General features: G+C 43.4%; 17 protein-coding genes, 1 tRNA gene and 1 pseudogene. 7 read left to right on the top strand and 12 right to left on the bottom strand.

The genetic code is table 11. The features are described 5' to 3' along the window. The 4 genes from AC4II3_RS21245 to AC4II3_RS21230 all read right to left on the bottom strand — a co-directional run. Nucleotides 1–799 (bottom strand): Uma2 family endonuclease (locus AC4II3_RS21245; protein ID WP_490722882.1); only part of this gene is annotated, 799 nt, incomplete at its 3' end. 133 nt (nt 800–932) lie between these two features. Beyond that, nucleotides 933–3,560, bottom strand: coding sequence for a chloride channel protein (locus AC4II3_RS21240; RefSeq protein WP_488014265.1), 2,628 nt, complete (start codon nt 3,558–3,560; stop codon nt 933–935). Nucleotides 3,561–3,647: 87 nt separating this feature from the next. Next, on the bottom strand, nt 3,648–4,982 hold the full coding sequence (locus AC4II3_RS21235) for a TldD/PmbA family protein (RefSeq protein ID WP_488014271.1): 1,335 nt from the start codon (nt 4,980–4,982) through the stop codon (nt 3,648–3,650). Nucleotides 4,983–5,090: 108 nt separating this feature from the next. After that, nucleotides 5,091–5,954, bottom strand: coding sequence for a Tab2 family RNA-binding protein (locus AC4II3_RS21230; RefSeq protein ID WP_488014263.1), 864 nt, complete (start codon nt 5,952–5,954; stop codon nt 5,091–5,093). Between the two features lie 290 nt (nt 5,955–6,244). On the opposite strand from AC4II3_RS21230, the gene AC4II3_RS21225 reads away from it, so the two are divergent. Next, nucleotides 6,245–6,634 carry a nuclear transport factor 2 family protein gene (locus AC4II3_RS21225; protein ID WP_070390658.1) on the top strand — a complete coding sequence of 130 codons (390 nt, stop codon included), beginning with the start codon at nt 6,245–6,247 and terminating at the stop codon, nt 6,632–6,634. Between the two features lie 748 nt (nt 6,635–7,382). On the opposite strand, the gene AC4II3_RS21220 is transcribed toward AC4II3_RS21225, so the two are convergent. Continuing rightward, the gene (locus AC4II3_RS21220) at nt 7,383–7,565 is read right to left on the bottom strand and encodes a hypothetical protein (RefSeq protein WP_488012943.1); all 183 of its coding nucleotides are present in this window, start codon (nt 7,563–7,565) and stop codon (nt 7,383–7,385) included. A 342-nt stretch (nt 7,566–7,907) separates the two neighbouring features. Between AC4II3_RS21220 and AC4II3_RS21215 the strand changes: the two genes are divergently transcribed. Both AC4II3_RS21215 and AC4II3_RS21210 read left to right on the top strand, forming a co-directional pair. Continuing rightward, nucleotides 7,908–9,086 (top strand): phosphotransferase family protein, encoded by a 1,179-nt coding sequence (locus AC4II3_RS21215; protein ID WP_488012941.1) that lies wholly within the window; start codon nt 7,908–7,910, stop codon nt 9,084–9,086. A 116-nt stretch (nt 9,087–9,202) separates the two neighbouring features. Next, complete coding sequence (locus AC4II3_RS21210; RefSeq protein WP_488012939.1) at nt 9,203–10,330, top strand: T3SS effector HopA1 family protein; 1,128 nt, start codon at nt 9,203–9,205, stop codon at nt 10,328–10,330. 63 nt (nt 10,331–10,393) lie between these two features. Here AC4II3_RS21210 and AC4II3_RS21205 read toward each other — a convergent pair whose 3' ends face one another. Then, nucleotides 10,394–10,951 carry a (2Fe-2S) ferredoxin domain-containing protein gene (locus AC4II3_RS21205; RefSeq protein WP_488012937.1) on the bottom strand — a complete coding sequence of 186 codons (558 nt, stop codon included), beginning with the start codon at nt 10,949–10,951 and terminating at the stop codon, nt 10,394–10,396. A 314-nt stretch (nt 10,952–11,265) separates the two neighbouring features. Here AC4II3_RS21205 and dpsA point away from each other — a divergent pair, with 314 nt between their 5' ends. Next, nucleotides 11,266–11,820: a DNA starvation/stress protection protein DpsA gene (gene dpsA / locus AC4II3_RS21200; protein WP_488012935.1), complete on the top strand. Its 555-nt coding sequence runs from the start codon at nt 11,266–11,268 to the stop codon at nt 11,818–11,820. Nucleotides 11,821–11,987: 167 nt separating this feature from the next. On the opposite strand, the gene AC4II3_RS21195 is transcribed toward dpsA, so the two are convergent. Further along, a tRNA-Ser gene (locus tag AC4II3_RS21195) sits at nt 11,988–12,072 on the bottom strand. 82 nt (nt 12,073–12,154) lie between these two features. Continuing rightward, complete coding sequence (locus AC4II3_RS21190) at nt 12,155–13,072, bottom strand: TIGR04168 family protein (RefSeq protein WP_488012933.1); 918 nt, start codon at nt 13,070–13,072, stop codon at nt 12,155–12,157. A 489-nt stretch (nt 13,073–13,561) separates the two neighbouring features. On the opposite strand from AC4II3_RS21190, the gene AC4II3_RS21185 reads away from it, so the two are divergent. Next, the gene (locus tag AC4II3_RS21185) at nt 13,562–15,436 is read left to right on the top strand and encodes a protein kinase domain-containing protein (protein WP_488012931.1); all 1,875 of its coding nucleotides are present in this window, start codon (nt 13,562–13,564) and stop codon (nt 15,434–15,436) included. A gap of 105 nt (nt 15,437–15,541) precedes the next feature. Here the strand turns inward: AC4II3_RS21185 and AC4II3_RS21180 are convergent, their stop codons facing one another. Together AC4II3_RS21180 and trxA are read right to left on the bottom strand one after the other, a co-directional pair. Continuing rightward, complete coding sequence (locus AC4II3_RS21180; RefSeq protein ID WP_488012929.1) at nt 15,542–15,868, bottom strand: hypothetical protein; 327 nt, start codon at nt 15,866–15,868, stop codon at nt 15,542–15,544. Between the two features lie 101 nt (nt 15,869–15,969). After that, nucleotides 15,970–16,290: a thioredoxin gene (gene trxA / locus AC4II3_RS21175; RefSeq protein WP_488012927.1), complete on the bottom strand. Its 321-nt coding sequence runs from the start codon at nt 16,288–16,290 to the stop codon at nt 15,970–15,972. A gap of 209 nt (nt 16,291–16,499) precedes the next feature. Here trxA and AC4II3_RS21170 point away from each other — a divergent pair, with 209 nt between their 5' ends. Together AC4II3_RS21170 and AC4II3_RS21165 are read left to right on the top strand one after the other, a co-directional pair. Continuing rightward, nucleotides 16,500–16,865: a recombinase family protein gene (locus AC4II3_RS21170; RefSeq protein ID WP_488029457.1), complete on the top strand. Its 366-nt coding sequence runs from the start codon at nt 16,500–16,502 to the stop codon at nt 16,863–16,865. Nucleotides 16,866–17,264: 399 nt separating this feature from the next. Further along, a pseudogene (locus AC4II3_RS21165) lies at nt 17,265–18,191 on the top strand (CBS domain-containing protein); the annotation flags it as partial. Nucleotides 18,192–18,742: 551 nt separating this feature from the next. Here the strand turns inward: AC4II3_RS21165 and AC4II3_RS21160 are convergent. After that, complete coding sequence (locus tag AC4II3_RS21160; protein ID WP_488012923.1) at nt 18,743–19,207, bottom strand: nitrate reductase associated protein; 465 nt, start codon at nt 19,205–19,207, stop codon at nt 18,743–18,745. A gap of 20 nt (nt 19,208–19,227) precedes the next feature. Further along, nucleotides 19,228–19,695, bottom strand: coding sequence for a phosphate-starvation-inducible PsiE family protein (locus AC4II3_RS21155; protein ID WP_488012921.1), 468 nt, complete (start codon nt 19,693–19,695; stop codon nt 19,228–19,230). Nucleotides 19,696–19,947: the final 252 nt, after the last annotated feature.

Genomic DNA, 19,947 nt, shown 5'->3' with positions numbered 1-19,947 from the left:
GTTGTTGAGCTAGTTCTTTCTGTTGGCGTTCAAGTTCAGCTCGTTGACTTTCCTGTTGGGCTTGTTGTTGAGCCAGTTCTTTCTGTTGACGTTCAATTTCAGCTCGTTGGTGTTCAAGTTCAGCTCGTTCTGCGTTAGTGGGAATCCAATTTCCCTGTTGATCATACCAACGTAGCCACAACCGATTTAATTTCCGATATCCCCCACGCCATAGACCTAAACCCAATTGCAACTCAGGCATCCAAAATTTAGAATTGTCTATGGTTTGGAGTTGATAGCTACCACCTTCTAACTTAAAAATTCGCAATTCATTGCTGAGTCTATCAAAGGTAACATAGTAGGGAATGGCTAAAATTCGCTCGTACACTTCCCATTTGGTCGGTGCTTCTCCCGTTCGTTCACTGTAACCGAGGTCTTGATCTTTGGTACTGAAAGAAAGCAATTCTATGGCCACAATTGGTCTGACTTCTTCTTGCCAGATCACATAACTCATTCTGAGCTCTCGTTCCTGGTAGAATCGGGAAATACCTACTACGGCAAACCAATCCGGTCGTTTGTACCAAGCGGTATGCTTCGGGTCATAATATAAATTTAAGTCACTGGCGACAAACACTCTTTCGCTCTCATAATTGGGAGGGCGAAATGTCTCACTACACAGTTGTGGTTGCCAAAGATGAAATTCGTCAGGCAAACCCGGCTCCTCCGGCTCTTCACTGGGTAAATCATACATGGTGGGCAGGGTGTCTTTGGCCGGATGAGGGAGAATAAGTTTTTTAAATGAGGGTTTGGCAAGTGACATGAGATTACCTCAATTGTTGTCGGAATGATGAGTTTGATCTTAACAACTGTCGGTAAGCATTAAGCCGTCAGCTGTCAGCCATCAGCTGTGCTCCCGACTCCCGATTCCCGACTCCCGATTCCCGATTCCCTAGTTAATGAAGCGCTTCCCTAACTAAAATCACAGTACTATCTACACCCCGTGCGATCGCTTCTGGAATATTGCCATGGATCGCCTGCTCCAATAATCCCTCTCGACTAGCTCCGATCACGACTACATCATACTTTTGAGCCTTGGCTAAACGAATCAAGGCATCAGAAACAGAATAGGAACGGATTGGAATTGATACCACATTACTAATACCTTTGAGTTGTTGGCGAAGGAAATAGGTAGCTTTTTCCAAGCTAGTCATTACAGGTTCCCCAGCTTGAGGGTTAAAAACCTGAGTTACTACGATTTGCTCTGCTTTAGCAAGGGTTGCTAGTATCGGAATTAATTGTAGGGCACGGCTAGAATTCGGTCCACCAGCAATGGGGATTAACCAACGCTTCCAGGTCTTAGCTAGTGAACCGTACTTAGCAGATTTAACATCTTCTACTACTTCCTTACCTTGGGGTAATTTCAGCAAGACTAAATCACAGGGAGCTTGTCGAATTAAGGTATCAATAATATTACCAAAAATCTGATTAGGACTATTAGATGGTGCTCCTTTCCATCCCATCAAAATCAGATTAATATGTCGTTGTTTAATAGTTTCTAGAATTGCTTGAGCGGTATCGTGGGATATGCGGATTTGGGTGTGAACTGGCATTTCCCACCGTCGCCCTAGCCTTTCCGCTTGCCTTAGCAATCTGCGACTTTTAGTAGTATCAACTGCTGTCTGAGCAGGACTAGTGCTGCGGGAGATAGGTATTACCTGCAAACACTCAAGTTCATAGTCGCGATCGCGGCCAATAGCAGTAGCTATTTCCAACAATACTGGTGCTGATTGGGGATTAGCTAAGGGAACCAACATCCGTCCACTGCCGGTAGCTGGAGCGCGAGTATAATACACACCATAGGAGGGATCAGGACTTGGTCCTAGCTGCTCTTTTTCCCCACTAAGTTGGTTAGCTTCGGCACGAATAATATCACTAAAGGTAATGATTCCAACTAACTTTCTGCTTTCTAGAACAGGTAAGCGATTAAGTTGATAACGATTAAGAATGTATAGAACGTGGCTTAAGGTGTCATTGTGTCTAACTGTTATCGGTTGTAGAGTCATCACCTCTTTTATATGGATATTCCCTGGCAGTCGGTCTCGGTTCTTGGCAATATCTTCCTGAGTAATTATCCCCACCAATTTACCCTGTTCAACTACTGGAAAGCCCCGATGACTAGAGTTACTAAAGGTCTGAATAGCTTGATCTAAAGTCATCTGACTCCCTAGGGTTTCTACCCGGCGCTGCATGATGTCAGATGCTTTCAAACCAACTAAGGTACTTTTATCCACCTTTACTTGAGGCAAGCTGTAGCCTTTCCTCTCCAACAAACGTTGATAGAGAGACCCTTTGGCTAATTGATCGGCAACTAGGTAGGAAACCACACAGGTGATCATTAACGGTAGGACTAAATTAAAGTCCGTTGTCATCTCAAACACAATCACAATGGCTGTGATTGGTACCTTGGAAACCGCACTAAAAAATGCTCCCATCCCTGCCAAGGCGTAGGTAATCGGATAACCTAATCCGAGCAGGTGATACTCACCGATCCCGACTAAATAGCCTAATGCGGAACCCAATACTAGGGAGGGATGAAACAACCCCCCTGGTGCTCCAGAACCATAGGCAATTATGGTCAGTAAGAAGTAGACTACAAAAGCAAGACAGGTAAATTTCCAGCCGACATCACCACTGAGCAACAACTCCCGCAAACCACTGTTGTTATGGAACTGCTTCGGTAGCAGTGCTACAATACACCCACTAAGCATCCCAGCTATACCAATCCGCAATGGCAAGCTGAGCTTAAGGCGGTCGTAAAAATTCAGACTGGCCAGAATTCCCTGATTAAACAAAGCTGCTAGCAATCCAGCTAACACCCCCAACAACAAATAGAAGGGAATCTCACGAGCGTCAAAGGTGCTGGAAAAGTTGCTTAGTTCCCGATTAAGGTCTAGGGTTCCTCCACCCAATAGCCGGGAAACCACGGCACCAATAAAGGATGCTAGAATAGCACTACCCAGGGTTATACTAGATAAATCTGGTAACAGTTCCTCAAATATAAAGGCTACACTAGCCAGGGGAGCATTAAACCCAGCGGCTAATCCAGCCCCAGCCCCAGCGGCAATCATTTGACGTCGGTGATCAGGAGAGGTGGGTACCCAGCGAGTCAATTGAGCTGCCAAAGCTGACCCAATATGAACGGTTGGGCCTTGCCGTCCCATGGTCATTCCCGCCGCCAGAGATAGGATAGTGCTGACCAACTTGACCGCAGCTACCCGTAAATTCATCGCGATAGGAAACCGAGCAAGGGCACCTTTGATCTGAGGTACGCCACTACCTGTTGCCTCTGATGCTATAAACTCAATCAGGAATCCGCAGAGTAATCCTAAGCAGAGTCCAAAAGCGGGTAGGGCAAAGCTAGGGGGTAGGATCGCAGATGCTTGAAGCCGCCAACTCCCTAACCAGCCAATACTGTATTTGAGTAATACTGCTGAGAGTCCTGAGACCAATCCAATCAGACAGGCTTCGGCAAGGGCAAGACTTCTTTTGGGGATCAGCCATTGGGTAATGGGATTGATCATTGATTGATCATGAGTTAATTTTCATTAGTGATTATTCCTAGGTACTTTGTCGATACCAGGATAATTTCTGTAGTTACAACTGACCGACTAATTACTAGAGGTTACCGATAGTCCTTCCACAATTAGAGAAGGTGTGTAGATGCTATCCTGCCAGTCAGCATCATCACCAAGTAGCACTAACTGCTTAAGGGTGTTGTAGACATTCCCAGCTACCATGGTGTCTTTGACTCGACCAATAATTTTTCCTTGTTGCACCCGATAGCCTAACTCAACATTGACGGAAAAGTCACCAGAGATGCCAGCACTACCCCCAAGAATCTGGTCTATGACTAATCCTTCGTCTAATTGCCCAATTAAGTCATTGAGTGACCCTTGGCCTGGTTTAATCAGTAAGTTGACTAGATCAGGGGTTGGGTAGCTGCCTAGGCTGGGGCGAAATCCATTGCCTGTTGTGCCAGTTCCCAGCAAGCGACCGGTAGTGCGATCGCAAAAAAACTGTTGCAATTGCCCTTCACTGATAAATACGAGGGATTGGGTAGGGGTGCCTTCATCATCAAAGGGGCAAGTGTAGGGAAATTCAGGATTGGGTTGTTGAAACAGGGTCAGGTTTTTTGAGGTCACCACCTGACCTAGACTATCACTCCAGGGGGTGGCTTTTTCAAGTACCCGTTTTCCATTTAAGGCTGCTTCCACAGTGCCCCATAGCAAATCCGCTGCTTTAGAGGTCAACAAAATTGGCACACGACCACTGGGAGTAGAGACATTTTCCGTTGCCCAGTTGAGGCGTTGTAAGATTTGCTCTAGGACTTTGTTAGTGTTTAGGCTTTCCTTGGTTGAAGATGGGCTTAATCGAATTTCTGTACTATCACCGACACTTAAAAAGTCTTCACCCCTGACCCATTCAACCCCAAGGAAATAACTGAGGGTTGTGTCAGTGTAAGAGCAATGTAATCCTTCGGAGTTAATTAGGCTAGTGGTTTCTGACTCCCATTCCGACTCAGCGCTACACAATACTTCTGGGTAGGCATCGCGAATTAATGCGATCGCATCCGAGCCGATAGCTACTAGGTCTTCTATCGGTATAGTTTCTGGTGAGTCGGAATAGTTAGCGCTAGGACCATCAGCCAGTTCTATGGATTCCGGTTCATTGAGTGCAGTCATGGCCATTGCCCGGTCTACTAAATCTTGGGCTGCCACTGCTCCATAGCCAACTGCTAATCCTGGACGTCCATCTCGCCATAACCGTAGCGCTGTCCCTTCCGATTGACTACTTTCGATTTGTTTGAGCCGATTAGCTTCAAAAAACACAGGACGAGAAAGCGTCCGCGACTGATAAACCTCTGCACTAGTCGCTCCTGATTTAGCTGCTAAGTCTAACAGTTGTTCAGCTTGCAGCTCTTGGGGTATAGTTTCAGCACTCATATTGCAAAGGGAGTAGGGAGTAGGGAATCGGGAGTAGGGAGTCGATAACAAAAATTCTCACAATTTATTTTTGCCTGTTGCCTGTTGCCTGTTGCCTATTGCCTTGTGCTATAACTCCCGGCATAGCCAAAATCCGGCAAACTGTTCTGAAGTTGGACTCGATTGTACGGCCAGAAAATGGACGAAATTAGCGTTCTGCTTTGCTTCTTCAAACCCTTTTGCCTCTGCCAGAATTTGGGATTTGGTCAAGTTAGCGAGAATCCAGCTATCATTGGCACCAGTTTCTAGTAACAACTTTGGCTTATCATCGGTAGTGTCAAGTCTGACAAAGGATAGCTCCAAACCTGACATCCATGCTGCTAGGGGTTTGGCTCGTTGGGAAAATATAATCACACCGGGAATGGGCGTTTCTGGGGCAATGTCCATGATCGAGACCGGGAAGGCTTCACCAAAGTCAATCTCCCACTCGTTCATTTCCTCAAAGGCAGCAGCTTGTAGACTTACAACTGCCCACTTTTGTCCCTGCAAAGCATCGGGTAATGGTTTAGGGATGGGGGATTGATAACGGACAAATGAGGAAGCAGCGGCTGCGGGGTCATAGCCTGGTTGATTGGGATAAAAGTCCTCTATCCTTTGTTTTAACCATCGCTCCAAAGCATAGGTGCGACGGCTGGGTTGAGCTGGAATATTCAGCTCATTACAGGCTTTGGTAATCATATTGTTCATCTGACGCCGAAAGAAGCGAATCTTGGTTGGTGGCTGTTGAGCTTTTGCGATCGCATCTGCCAAAGCCTGCCCCAACCAAATTGAATTCACCTGCTGGTTGGGACACCAACTAGCGTATTGAAACAGTGTCTCAGGTGAGAGGTTGATGTCCAAAGGACTCTCGCAAATTAAGACTTCCCAAAGTTTCTTCTGATTTTCGTCCAAAATTGGGCGGGAGTAAAAATCGAGTTCCCAAATTGTTTCCATGCCACCATTAAGATAATCTCACCCATATTTATGATACGGCTCCAAGAGCGCAATCCGTCAGCTATCAGCGGTCAGCTATCAGCTATCAGCTGTCAGTTATCAGTTATCAGTTATTAGCTTTCAGCTTAAGCGCTACGCGAACAGCTTTTGAATAAAATCAGCTGACCACTGACCACTGACCACTGACGGCTGACGGCTGACGGCTGACCACTGACTGCTTACATGGGATCAATTATATTTAACTATATATAATTAAATATATTCACAATTGTGAAACTCAACAAAAAACTATGAGTAGCGATCGCACAGACGTATTAGCCGCCAACACAGCGTTTTATCGAGCTTTTGAGAAAAAGGACATTGAAGCCATGAGTAAGGTCTGGTCTCAAGGAACTGGTAGTCTTTGTATTCACCCCGGACGTGATGTAATCAAAGGTTGGCGGGAGATTAGCTCATCTTGGGAAGCGATATTCAAGAATACCCAATACCTGGAAATTGAACCAGAGATTATTGCTACTGAAGTCAGGGACACTCTTGCCTACGTTGTAGTGCTAGAAAAAGTGTTGCAAGTTAGCAAGGGTAGAAGGATTGAGGCAGAATCCATAGCAACCAATATGTTTGAGCTTATGGCTGGCTCTTGGTATTTGGTGCATCATCACGGCAGTCCACTCATGGGCTAAACTTCACTAGTCCCACTTCCCTATGCTCTCTTCCGATGATCTGCTGTTACCTGTTGTTCAGATAATCCGGTGTTTCCTTTGCTATAGTTGTCGTTGTTTTTTGTGGTAATGGGTAAAGTCGAGGCAGTAATTCCAATTACTAATTACCAACTATTAATTACCAATTACCAAAGGGTGAATCTTGATGAATTTTTGTAAATTAGCGCCAAAGTGGCGACATCACCATAATTTATCTAGCTAAAGTACAAGTTACGAAAAACACAGATCAGATCAAGTCCGGTTAACTAATCATAAAGACCCCTGATGGTGGGAATTTAAAATTGGGAATTCGTCATTGGGAATTCGTAGTTTAAGATTACCCATCATCCATTACAGTAACCCAAAAATCCAAGGACTATTTTGGATTTGATTAACCGGAATTGATCTGAATTCACCGGAAAATTTGCATGTAATATAAATTAGCGAAAATAATGCTATAGATGCTTAATTGGTAATTGATCATTGGTAATTGATCATTGGTAATTGGTCATTGGTAGTTGGATTAGTATTCTCCATACCCCATTAACTAGTACCTATTAACAAAAGGTAGTCGCAGGCAACATATTAGCTAATTAATAGAAGTGCTTATTTTCCCCAATTGTCTACTATTGGAGATTGTAACATGAGTAACTTCTCAATTTCTGATCTGCCTCCTGCTGGTTCAGCTCTGTTTTCGGAGTCTGAAGGATTCCATGAGTTCATGAACGATCTAACCGAAGATGAACTCAAGGGTATAGAAGGCGGCGGCAAAAAAAACAAGGGTGGCTTTTTCTTTGGCAGTAAAAGTAGCAAGGGTTTTAAATCCAGCCGGTTCAAACCCAGCCGCTCCAAATCCAGCCGTTTCAAACCCAGCAAGTTCAAACCCAGCAAAGGGGGCTTTTGCTTTCCACATCCCTGTGGTTTCTTACCATACAGTTGTAGACCAGTGCATTAGGCCATATAGATTTCAGTTTTCCTGAGTAAAGGGATAAAGTCCTGTTCATTACTGGGAGATAGGGATTTTAGGAGTCAGATGTTGGGGACATTTTTCTCCCACAACTTACGCAAAACTGGGCACCAAACTCGATAACTATTAGGGTGTAATAACACACCCTATAGGTAGATTTACTGCGTAAGTATTGACTCCCAAAATTCCATAAAATAACTGATAATCATGGTTTGATTTTATCAGTGTTTTCTAAGCAATAGCCTCAACTATTGCCGGATACTAAATCTGGTAATAATAATAATTCTAATGACATTTTTATTAAGCTATCAAAACGTTTTTCAGTATCTAGTTGAACAGGGTTTTTGTAAGCAAAGCGATCAAGATAAAATCCAGATTAAACCAATATCCTGTAAAAACTTTAATTTGCTAGTCAGTTTTTCCAATGGTCGCAATCTTTTGGTTAAGCAAGAGCCTCATAATCGAGAAGGAAACACCTTAGGTGAGTTGCATAACGAATGGCGAATTCAGAAGTTTTTACAAAAGTTTCCTGAACTGAGAGCAATTCGTCCCCTAATATCAGAGCCAATTCATTTTGATCCCAGTTGCTCTATTATTGTTTTTAACTATCTCAATGACTATTGCGACTTAACAGATTTTTATGATCAAAAGGAGGTTTTTCCCACTGCGATCGCAGCCCAGCTCGGAGCTAGTATTGCTACAATCCATCGCACCACTCTAGACCGTCAGGAATATAAAGACTTCTTTGCTTCTACTGGAAAAGAGTTCCTTGACCAAGACCCTAACTTGCTTCATGGGCTAGAAGGAATTGGACCAGAAATTTTTGCCATCTTTTGTGCAGATGGGATTGAATTTTTTAAACTTTATCAGCGCCATGAGAGCATAGGGCAAGCGATCGCAGAACTTAACAGAGCTTGGCAGCCTTGCTGTTTGACCCACAATGACCTAAAGCTGAGCAACGTTTTAGTCCAGCTTGAGTGGGAGCAAACCCTCTCAAACCACCAGTCTGAAGGTACGAATATTCTGCGACTGATTGATTGGGAGAGGTTCACTTGGTCAGATCCAGCATTTGATTTAGCTACGATTATTGCTAACTACCTAAGCATTTGGCTAAGTAGCTTAACGGTTAACAGAAGTATTGATGTTCAAACTGCTTTACGCTTAGCTAAAATTCCCCTTGAGGTAATTCAACCAAGCCTTGTTGCTCTCACTAACGCTTATTTTAATTACTTTCCAGAAATACTTCAGCGTAGTGCTGATTTTTTGAGACGAGTTATACAATTTACTGGTTTTATCTTGATTGAAAAAATTCAGACAAGGATTGAGTACCGGAAAATCTTTGGTAACACAGGAGTCTGTATGGTTCAGGTGGCTAAACGTTTGTTATGCAATCCGGACGATTCTATCCCCATTGTTTTTGGGACAACAGCCTCTGAATTAACTGGTCTTAGCCCGATTCCCGCCTAATCCCCTTTCTGTAATTGGATGCAACATATTGTTTTCGGATCATTAGTAAAAAGAACAATTTGTTGCAGGCCGACAGGACAATTGGTCTGAGTATTTTGAGTGCCAACTCGTTGATCATGCCATTACTAAATTCTCTGCGAAATCAACTACCTGATTCTTATCCTGATTCTGCTGTTGCGCGAGAGCTAGATATTCTAGAAGATATCGTTAGCAACCTTCAGATTCAACCTAACTTCTGTATTAGTCATCCAGATTACAAACCCCTGGAACTTTCAGCTGAGATGCTAGACCGGGTTCAGCAACTACCTGTGGAGATCCAGAATAAGTATCTGAGCCTGCAACTGCTCAGTTTTCTGTACGACATCTATGATAACGGTTTCGATAAAGCCACAGAATCAGCTCAAGCCAATTCAACTGATTTACTGCTTCACCCAAATGTAGAAAACAATACTTTGATGGGGCTGAACTTGGAGTTTTACCAGCAGCTGTACGAAAGTAATACTGGGACTGGTTACTTTGAACCAGGTTGGTTGGTAATCAGGGAGGAGAGTGATGGCAAGTTGGCTGTACACAAGAATGGTCTGACCTTACACATCAGACCTAAGTATTACTTACCACCAGGAGCTCAATCTGCTACTGTCGGTACCTTAGTCGCTATCCGAATGCCTCCTAATCTAGTTGAACACGGATTCTATGTCGCGGTTGGGAATGCTGGTCCAGTCAATCAGAACATTCGAGATCGTGACTACCAGATAGTGAACGTCTATTTTAATCTCAGTCCCGAAGGTGCAGTTGCTCTCATCAGAGCGATCACCGAACAACTTAATGAAATTACCATTCCCTTTTCCTTTAAGGTGGTAGATGACCCCGCTAACTACGACCGCTACGATTCAGGGGTTCTCTGCTTTGAGAAGAGCAATTATGAGACAGTCCATCCCATCCTTGAGAGTGTTTATGCTCAACACCAATCCCATTTTGAGATGGAAGTACCTCTATTTACCAAGCAGCTAGCACCAGGACTGGCTCTATCAGAGGAACCAGTCCATAAATTTACGGCTGAAGAAAGTTTCGGCATGAACCGTTGGCAAATGGTTGCTAATGGCTTACTAGAAGTTTGGCAAAACGGTAACGATTCTCCAGAAGGTCGGATCAACTCTATACAACAACAGTTCTCCCAGTTTGGGATTGAATTGCGGCGTCCTTACTTGAACGCTGACTCAGAAGATATTTATCGAAAAATTTGACACTCCCCGGTCGCCCAACTGTAGTGGGTTAGCAGTCAGTGTCTGCATCAGTTTGTGCAGAAGTCAGACAAAGTGTCGTTCGATCAGGGTGGGAATTTGCTGGGGAGCCACTTCGCTGTAGCGAGCTTTGTCTGGCATCATCACTAGGTTAGGGCCATGTTTGCACTGTTTGAGGCAGCCAGTTTCTTTAATCTTGACTTGGTCTTCTAAACCATGGTCCTTTAAACTCGATGCGATCGCATTACAGACCGCTTTACCTCCCCGTTTCCGGCAACTGGATTTCTGACAAACTAAAATACTCGCTTTGCGGCTGGGAGTTTTGGGAACCAAAACAGTTGTTGGCTGCTGGTGGGGGTGAGCAGCAAGGCTCACCTCATAGGCTTTCAGTATAAGTTTTCGAGTTTTGCGCTTTAGTTTGCTGGTGCCACTCACCTCAATCCACGCCCCAGGGATAATCGCTGGATCCAAGCTCTTTCTCAGAGGTTTATATAACTTAATCCAATATTCGATATTTGAAACAGTAATTCTTAAATACTTGATTTTATAGCCATCTTTAATGACAAAGTCTAATAACTGTCCTACTACACTGAACTCTGAGACTGGCTCTTTCAACTTAGACATAGTTATTTACCTCTAGGAAAACTGTTTTTCTTTAATCAACCTTAAAAATTGCCATCCTTATGCACTGAATATTTATATTGTGCTGGATTTAAGCAGATTTTACCAAGACAAATCTCGTTCACAGAGTCGTGGCTAATCGAAAATCTATCTCAACTAATCTATCACAAATAATCGTCAATAGAGGTTCTGAAGAAGTTAAAAATTGTGTTGTTAGCGACGTTTGGGAGTCTAGGTTAAATAAGATGATCTGTGTTAGCCTACATAAAAGCCTGGCAATAAGCCGCACTTAATGAAAACGATAGGAGAACACTATTATGTCTACAACTCAGGGTCTACTACGCTCCTTTGGTGACATTGCTGACAATCCAATTTTGCTGGAAAAAAACGTTACCACCCCAGTTTGTGAAGGATTAAACATAGCTTTAGCCAGCTTTCAAGGGTTGTACCTGCAATATCAAAAGCACCACTTTGTTGTGGAAGGAGCAGAGTTTTACTCCTTACATAAGTTCTTTGAAGAAAGCTACGACGATGCTCAAGAGCATGTCCATGACTTAGGAGAGCGTTTGAATGGACTAGGAGGAATTCCAGCTACTAGTTTTGCCAAATTAGCTGAATTGTGCTGCTTCACTCCTGAATCTGATGGAGTTTACAACTCTCGCCAGATGGTAGAGCATGACTTAGCAGCTGAGCAGTCAATCATTCAGTTAGTACGCAGTCAAGCGGCTCAAGCAGAAAGCCTGGGCGATCGAGCCACCCGCTATCTCTATGAGAAAATCTTGCTCAAGACTGAAGAACGGGCTTATCATTTGAGTCATTTCCTGGCTCCAGACAGCCTAGTAATGGGATTTCTTGGCAATGGAGCAAACTAAACCTACATAAACTGAGATCTGGCACCATTGTCATGAATCGTAGGGTGGGCAGTGCCTACCAACTGAACCTACGTGAACCTACCTTCCCTACTAGCCCTTTCCATCAACAGAAAAAAGTTGAGGGTTGACCGTCAACCCTCAACTTTTTTCTGTAAACAAATTCAAAACGGAGAGGGGGAGATTCGAACTCCCGGAGCCTTTCGGCTCGCTCGATTTCAAGTCGAGTGCAATCGACCACTCTGCCACCTCTCCCGGCAAATCTATATTAACAATCCGTGGGCTCGGATGGCGACTATCTCTACAAAGTTATATAAAAAAGTTATACAACTAAGTTTTATACCAGCAACGCTTCAGAAGCCTCATAAAGCAATTCTTCAGATACCACCGAGTAATCCTTACCCACCCAGACCAGGGATACTTGATCCACTATACCGCCTTTGAGAGACACTATCGAAAAATTCCGCAATCGGTCTGTATCGGTTTCGATAATTCGAGGCACACTAGCTGCATTTAAGTATACAGTCCCTTCGGTACTAGTAACAATCCTGGTTCGTAGTCGGTCTTTGGTGTGCTTTAGGATGTGGTGCATATGACCAAAGGTGACTAAGGGAATGTTTTTACCCAAGGAATAGGTTTTTGCGATCGCATCTTCCAAATCCGGGTCCCCATGATCACCACCAGCAGGATACCAGTCTTTCCCACAGGGAGCTTCTGCTTGCTCACCTAGTCCCGTCGGACCATTATGACCGATCAAGATTACCGTTTCGTAAGCCGTACTACGCACTGCTGCTACAATGCGGTCCACTGATTCAGAAAAGCTATTAATCCCATACTGTTCCCTGTAAAACTTCTTATTGCGCCAACTCTGTCCGCCCCAACTGTAAGGGCGAGCGCCAACTACAGAAAGATTTAAATCTGGGAAGTCAAGGTAACCATAACCCACATGGGTTGAACCCAGTAGATCCAACTGTTGCTGTACCCTATCTTCTACTTCATGGTCATAAGGAGACTTTTTCCTTCCCCATTCCGAGGCAGTATACCAAGCATCATGGTTTCCCATAATCACCGCCTTGGGTAGGTCAATAGCAGCAATCATCTGGACTATATCCACCGCCTCATTGCCGAAATCCCCGACAAATAAGACCAGATCCACACCCAACTGCTCAAGAGCTATAGCATCTTCCGCTTCCCACAGTTGATGAATGTCTCCAACAACAGCAATTTGGATTGATTGTTTTTGATGAATGGTCATGCCTATCTTACTATCGCCCCTTCTCCAGCATAAAGGCAAAAACGCCAACAGTAATATGAAATCGAAAAAAGAATACTACATATCACCCCATTATCCCATTATCCTATTAATCGATTATGCCATCATCCCTTTGCATAGAGCTTGTTTCTGACCATCCGGATCGAGCAGCTGATAGCTGAAGAATACATTAAGTGTGACTTTTCTTGAGGAGTCTCTAACGGATCTGAGGCATTCGTGATGGCTGATCTGAAACTCTTGGCAAATTCTACCGTCTCTACTCTCTGTCCCCCCCTAGGGATGTTTAATCTGCTCAATAGTATCTAGTCTGACGGGGAGATAGAGAAAATAGCTCCCATAAGGGAGATCAGAGATACTTTATTCTTCCATTGTTCCATTCTTAGCCACCTTCGGCCTATTGCTCTCCTTGGGATGGAAGCACTATCAACACTTTTACAGCAAACATCAACGTAAGCGGTTAGTAAAAAGCGTATGTCTAGATTAGCGTTTAGCCCAGGAGCAGGACCAGAACAGTTAATCAATGGACGTTATCAAGTTATTGAAATCCTTAACCGTGTGAGCTGGGGTCAAACTTGTATTGCGCTAGACACTTACCGACCCAAAAATCCCGAATGTATTGTTAGACAATTCCGTCCTGTTACTGATGACCCTGACTCCTGGCAAGCTGCACAAGATATATTTCATCGTGAAACTAAAATTTTGGAGATTATCTGTCAGCATGACCAAGTTGCCAAAATTTTAGATTGCCTAGAAATTGACCATAGCTTCTACATAGTTCAAGATTTCATCCCTGGACAACCCCTGAGTGAGGAACTCAATCAACCCTGGAGTGAAAGCAGGGTAATCAATCTCCTACAAGAGGTTTTAGAGATTTTGGCATTTGTCCATCGCCAAGGGGTGATTCATGGTGATATCAAGCCAGACAATCTGATCAGACGATCAGACGATAGCAAATTAGTTTTAACTGACTTTAGCGGTATTAAGCAAGTGCGGACACCATTAGTTGGTGTTCAATTTAGTGCCATAGCGGCTTTGGGCGCATTCGGGTATATACCAACAGAGCAAGTTCTCGGTAAACCTCGTCCCTGTAGTGACCTATATGCTGTAGGGATGATTGCCATTGAGGCACTCACAGGATTCAAACCCTTACACCTAGAAGAAGACCCATTAACCGGAGAAGCCCTTTGGCAGGACTACGCCACAGTCACTAAAGATTTCGCTGCCATTATTCAGCAGATGGTGCGCTATTACTTCAAAGACCGTTACCAGTCTGCTGATCAGGTTTTGGAGGCACTCCATGCCTTAACTAGTTCTAAACCATCTATAAACTTACCAATGTCTTCAGCACCACCAACATCCCCAAACCCCTACAAACAAAAAACTGACGATACTCTGGGTGAGCCAATTGAACCAGAGACTCTTCCAACAGAAGAAACAGAGGAAATAGAAGAACCAGAAGAAATTTATTATCCCTCTGTACCTACTATTCCTACCAGAAGGTCTAGTGGACTTAATCTCACCGCCATGGGAGTTTCCGCATCTGTAGCCTTGTTAGTAGTAGCTGGAGGCTTCTTGTTCTCATCGGGTGGCAACCAGGCAGAAACTAAGCTAGCACAGGCTGAGGAAAAGTACCAGCAAGGGGATTTAGACGCAGCGCTGAAGCTGGTAAAATCAATTCCCGAAGATAGTGAAAACTATCAAGATGCTCAAAGTGCGATCGCTCAGTGGAAAAAAGATTGGCAAGATGCCAAAGCCCTATTCCCTGTGATCAAAACCGCCTTTGAGCAACAGAAATGGGTAGAGGTAGTTGAGCAAGCTAGTCAGATTCCTAATATTGTCTTCTGGCAACAGCAAATACAACCTATGGTCAGCCAATCTCAAGCTAATCTTGAGAAGGAAGCTTACCAGTTACTAGAGCAGGCTTACAAGCAGGCTATCGAGAGAGACTTTACCGGCGCACTCAACACATTTAAACAAATCCCAAAGGGAACAAAAGCCTACGCTACAATTCAACAAAAAATTCCGGAGTACACTCAAAAGCGAAACATCAAAGCCAACTACCTTCTTCAGCAGGCTTACAATCGAGCTGCTCAGAAAGACTTTACCAATGCATTGGTATATTTGAAAAAAATTCCTAAAGATACCGATGCCTATCCTAAGGCTCAGTCAAAAATTGTTGACTATACCGCTAAGCAAGAAATTAGAGCTAAGTATCTCTCAAAGATGGCTTATAACCAAGCTGTTTTAAAGAACTACACTAAGGCTTTGGATTATTTGAAACAGATTCCTGAAGGTACCTCCACCTATGCCAGAGCTCAAGCCACAATTCAGCAGTATTCTCGATAAGCTATTGTGTCTTTCAACTGTCTATTCTTGAAATCAAATAAAAAAGATAGAGCCCAGTCCCCTTTTGCCGTAAGCTATCAGCTATTAGCTGATAGCTTACTTGTTTTATCCTACAGTAGTTAATTGATATGTCCTACTAGCCACTAACCTGGGATGGCGATTCATCCCTACTTCTATAGGAGCAAGACTTTCTCTGTTCACTACTTCAGTAAATTTGCCCGAATTAGCCATAACTTGTCTACCTGGTGCGTAAGCTTCAATCACATTACCGCTCACAGAACATATGACCATTAAATAGTCACAAACTGAGCATTCAGTTTTGGTGACCTGGTCTCCAGCACAAGCATAATGTGATACTTCAGAACCGATTAAGTAGTGACGTTGGGCCATATTCCCACAGTTGGGACATCGGACTGATTGAGTTGTCTGCATTGCCGATTCTCCTCATTTACATGTCATGGCTTGAAGGAAATAAGTCAGACTTAAACTCAGAATTCAGAAAGTTTTTTAAATTTTTATGTTTTTAATTAAACCTAAAGTTGCTGTTCAAGTGCGGCAGTAAATTTTTCATAGTCAGCAACTCCTACAATAGTTTCTACCACTTCACCGCCCTTAAAAATCAGCACAGCAGGAATACTGCGTATACTGTATTTTTTTGCAGTAGCTTTGTCGGCATCGATATCGATTTTTACGACCTTAACCCGATCTTTGTACTCTTCAGAAAGTTTATCCATTAAAGGACCAACTTTACGACATGGACCACACCAAGGGGCTGTAAAATCAACGACGACTGGAACTTCAGAGGTTAAAAGTTCATCAAATTTATCGTCTTTGATGTAAGGCACTGTACTCATGATATATTCTTTAAATTTTTTTAAACTACCACAAATTTATAGTCAACGGTAAAGGGGAAAAAGTCAATAACAGTCAAGATGGTTACCCCTTTTATCTTCCTTTAATAAAGAAGGGCGGTTAATCGGTTTGAATAGCTGTAATAACCAGGATGGCTAAGGCTAGAGTTTGGTTTACCATGGTTATATGAAGTTGCTTGATGCATTAAATTATGGCTGCTGAGGAATTGGAATGGGATAGCCTGATCGAAAGGCTAAACCAAGGTAGACAAGCGAAGGCAACTATGGGTGGCTATGCAGGTTATGGTTCACCCGCCTTCGGTCAACGCGCCCTAAATGGTGAGTTGGTGGATGATCCCCAAGAACAGCATGTAATTGAGTTAATTCGCCGTCACCATAAATCGGGCAAGTCATTACAACAAATCGCTAACTGGCTCAATCAGCATGGCTATACAACCAAGCGTGGTCAGCAGTGGAAACGGATCTCGGTTAAGCGGGTTTTAGACCGGCTATACGGTAGAACCCCTAGGGTGTCTAGTTTGCCTCAAAACCCCAGTCAAGGGAACTTAAATCAGTAAGTAAATCAGTAAGCTCCAAACTGGTAAAGTAGTTAGAACACCTGAAACAGAACGTTAGATAAGCCAGGGAACTTGATCGGACAATGCCATCGGACAATTGCCAAGCTAGGTCAGCAATGCCTAATTATTTGCCCCTAAGCCCAAATGGTTAAAGTCCCAGGCTTTCTTGCCACCTCTGAAAGCCAAAAGCTATGTCATATAAGGGTTAAAGATGATTTTGCTGTAACATCTATTTATTATATACCTTTATACAAGTGATGTGCATATTATTTTTGGATTTGCGGGATTTGTCCGTAACATCCCTCTAAAAAAACCCAGGCTCAGTAAATACACCAGCGCCATAGTGTGTAGCGGTTGGCGGCGGTCGTAGGTCACGGAAGTTCACGTATCAAATCAATTATGCAACTCAACGATCGACTTATCTGCGCCCCAACCCTAGAAGAGGCAATAGATCATCAGCCTTTGATCGTTGCTCCTGATACCCTCCTAATCGACGTAATTGCTTTGATGAGTCAGCAGGGAGGCAAAAGTTGTTCATTGCCCAATTTCCACTCACCATCAGACCAGCTCAGCATTCGTGAGCCAAGGTCTAGCTGCGTTTTGGTAATGCACTCAGACAAGTTGCTGGGAATCTTTACTGAGCGGGATATTGTCCGGCTCACAGCTAATGGAATTAACTTTGAAGAGGTAACAGTAGCTGAGGTGATGGCACAGCCGGTAATTACCTTTCCTCAAACTTCGTGTCAGGATATCTTTGCCGCCTTATTCATATTTCGTCGGTATCGGATTCGCCACTTACCAATTGTGGATGATCACGCTCAGCTAGTGGGTGTTGTCTCACCAGAGCGAATTCGCCAGGTATTGCGACCAGCCAATCTGCTCAAGTTGCGGCGGGTAGCAGAAGTGATGACCCCCCAGGTGGTTAATGCCCTTCCAACTGTCTCAGTATTGAGTTTAGCCCGACTCATGAATAAGCACCGAGTTAGTTGTGTGGTGATTACCTCCGACCATGGAGAGGATAGCTGTCTGCCAGTGGGAATTGTCACAGAGCGGGATATTGTCCAATTTCAGTCTCTCAAGCTGAATTTGTCTAAAGTCCAGGCTCAGGATGTGATGAGTACACCTCTATTTCTGCTGAGTCCTGAGGATTCTCTATGGACAGCTCATCAGGAAATGCAAAAGCGTCGTGTGCGGCGATTGGTGGTATCTTGGAATTGGGGTAAAGGAATCGGTATTGTCACCCAAACCACCCTGCTGCGAGTGTTTGACCCAATGGAAATGTATGGGATTGTGGAGACATTGCAGCAAACCGTTGAGCAATTAGACCCAGCCAAAGAATCCGTTAACAAATCCCACAAAGCCATTCCCCCTGATGAGGAGTTTGCGAAGGTGGCAGAAAATGCGATCGCTTTATCAGGAGATAGGTTTAATCATAAATCAGAGCCACCCAACACAGACCAAAACACAGACCAAAACAGAAAACTAACAGTGATTTTGTCTAAACCGATAGAGGGTCAAGGATTAAATCATTCCCAACAGTGTCAGGATTTCAACTATCCCAAAAGTAACTTGAGCACCAGTCAAGATTATCAACTGTGTATCCTGCTCAACACTATTCAAGCTATTCTAGAAAACCTAGTTAGCCACTCTAACCTATCATCAGAATTACGTCAAAGCCAGCTTAAGTCAGCCTTAGATAATCTTGATCAAATGCGAGAGCTAATACAGAAACCCCAAAACCAGTCTTGTCAGGATCAGGTCGTGGTAGATCAGGTAGGTACTTCTAGCAGTTAAGCTAATCCAGATTTAATGGGCATATTTGACTTGGTCTGAGTTTCTTGAAGGGTGTTCGCCCGAGGGATCCCTTGTGGGGTAGGTTAACGGTTAACAAAAACTAATTGGAATTCCTTTAGTGCTGGTAAAAAGTTTTTGTTTTCATGACTAGGGCGCGTCAGTTTAATCAGGGCAAAACGTTGGATAGGAGTTAGTGCTGCCCACTGTTGAGTAGTTACTACGACTCCCAATTCCATAGCTTTTTCCGCCACGGTAGATGGAATTACCTGAGAATTCATCCAGGGAGCTTGGGGGTCAACAGGTAAATTAGAAGCCGGTTTTCCTGTATAGTTTATAACTAGGTGTTGAACATAGTCTCCATACTTTTGGATTGACTCGGTCGTAGTGCAGGGTATCTCTACCAGTTGCTGACGCTCGTGTTGATTAAACTGATGCCAGTGGCTCAGTTTAAGTTTGATGCCGCAAGTATCTAATTTCATCCGCACTTGCATAGGAATGCACCGTAAAGAATCCACAAAATCCGTTTCAAATTGGAAAAAATTAGTCATAGTCTTCTCAATTTTATTCATTAATGAAGTTTTCTTGTGTTAGTACTGCGGATAATCCAGTAACTAATTGATAAAGATATAATGGCAATTGCTAATCCAATTACCTGGCTTCCAGAAGTTGTTTTCAGGTCAAGAATAATGATTTTACGGGCAACGGCAATTAAAGACGTAACAACAACTAACTCAAGTTGAATAACATGTTTTCTTAGATAAGCGGTTATATTCTCTAAAATTTCTAGTGCAATTAGAATATTTAGAAACAGTCCAAAAATTTTGAAAAGTGTTTTGCTCAAAACTATTGCTTCTGGATTAGTTATTTCTTTAAATAGTGAAATAACTAGGCTAGTAAGTGCCACCAAGATTACCACCACCATCACCAAAGAGAGAACTTTGGAAACAAAACCCTCGAACAGATTTAGTCCGTATAAAAAATTCTCATCTTTGCCTGCATATTTAAGTTTTTGGAAGAGTTGTCTTAACCGCCTCATAGGAATAGGTTAGTAAAAAGACAGATGATGGTTGATTTTAACACTTCCACGGGGTATTAACCTAACAGATCAGTCAATCTCCTGCTTGCCTTTCCCTGAGGCCACCTCCGATGTTCAACTATGGCAATCTCTATAACTTCATAAAGCCAAGACGATAGGCTTGAGGGAGGGCGTTGCTAATTCATGCAATGATTGAGGGTAATTGGTAATTGGTAATTGGTAATTGGTAATTGGTAATTGGTAATTGGTAAT

The sequence above is a fragment of the Moorena sp. genome (assembly GCF_982860115.1).
The sequence above is the reverse complement of the archived record's forward strand: the minus strand, read 5'-3'. Positions and strand labels throughout refer to the sequence as shown.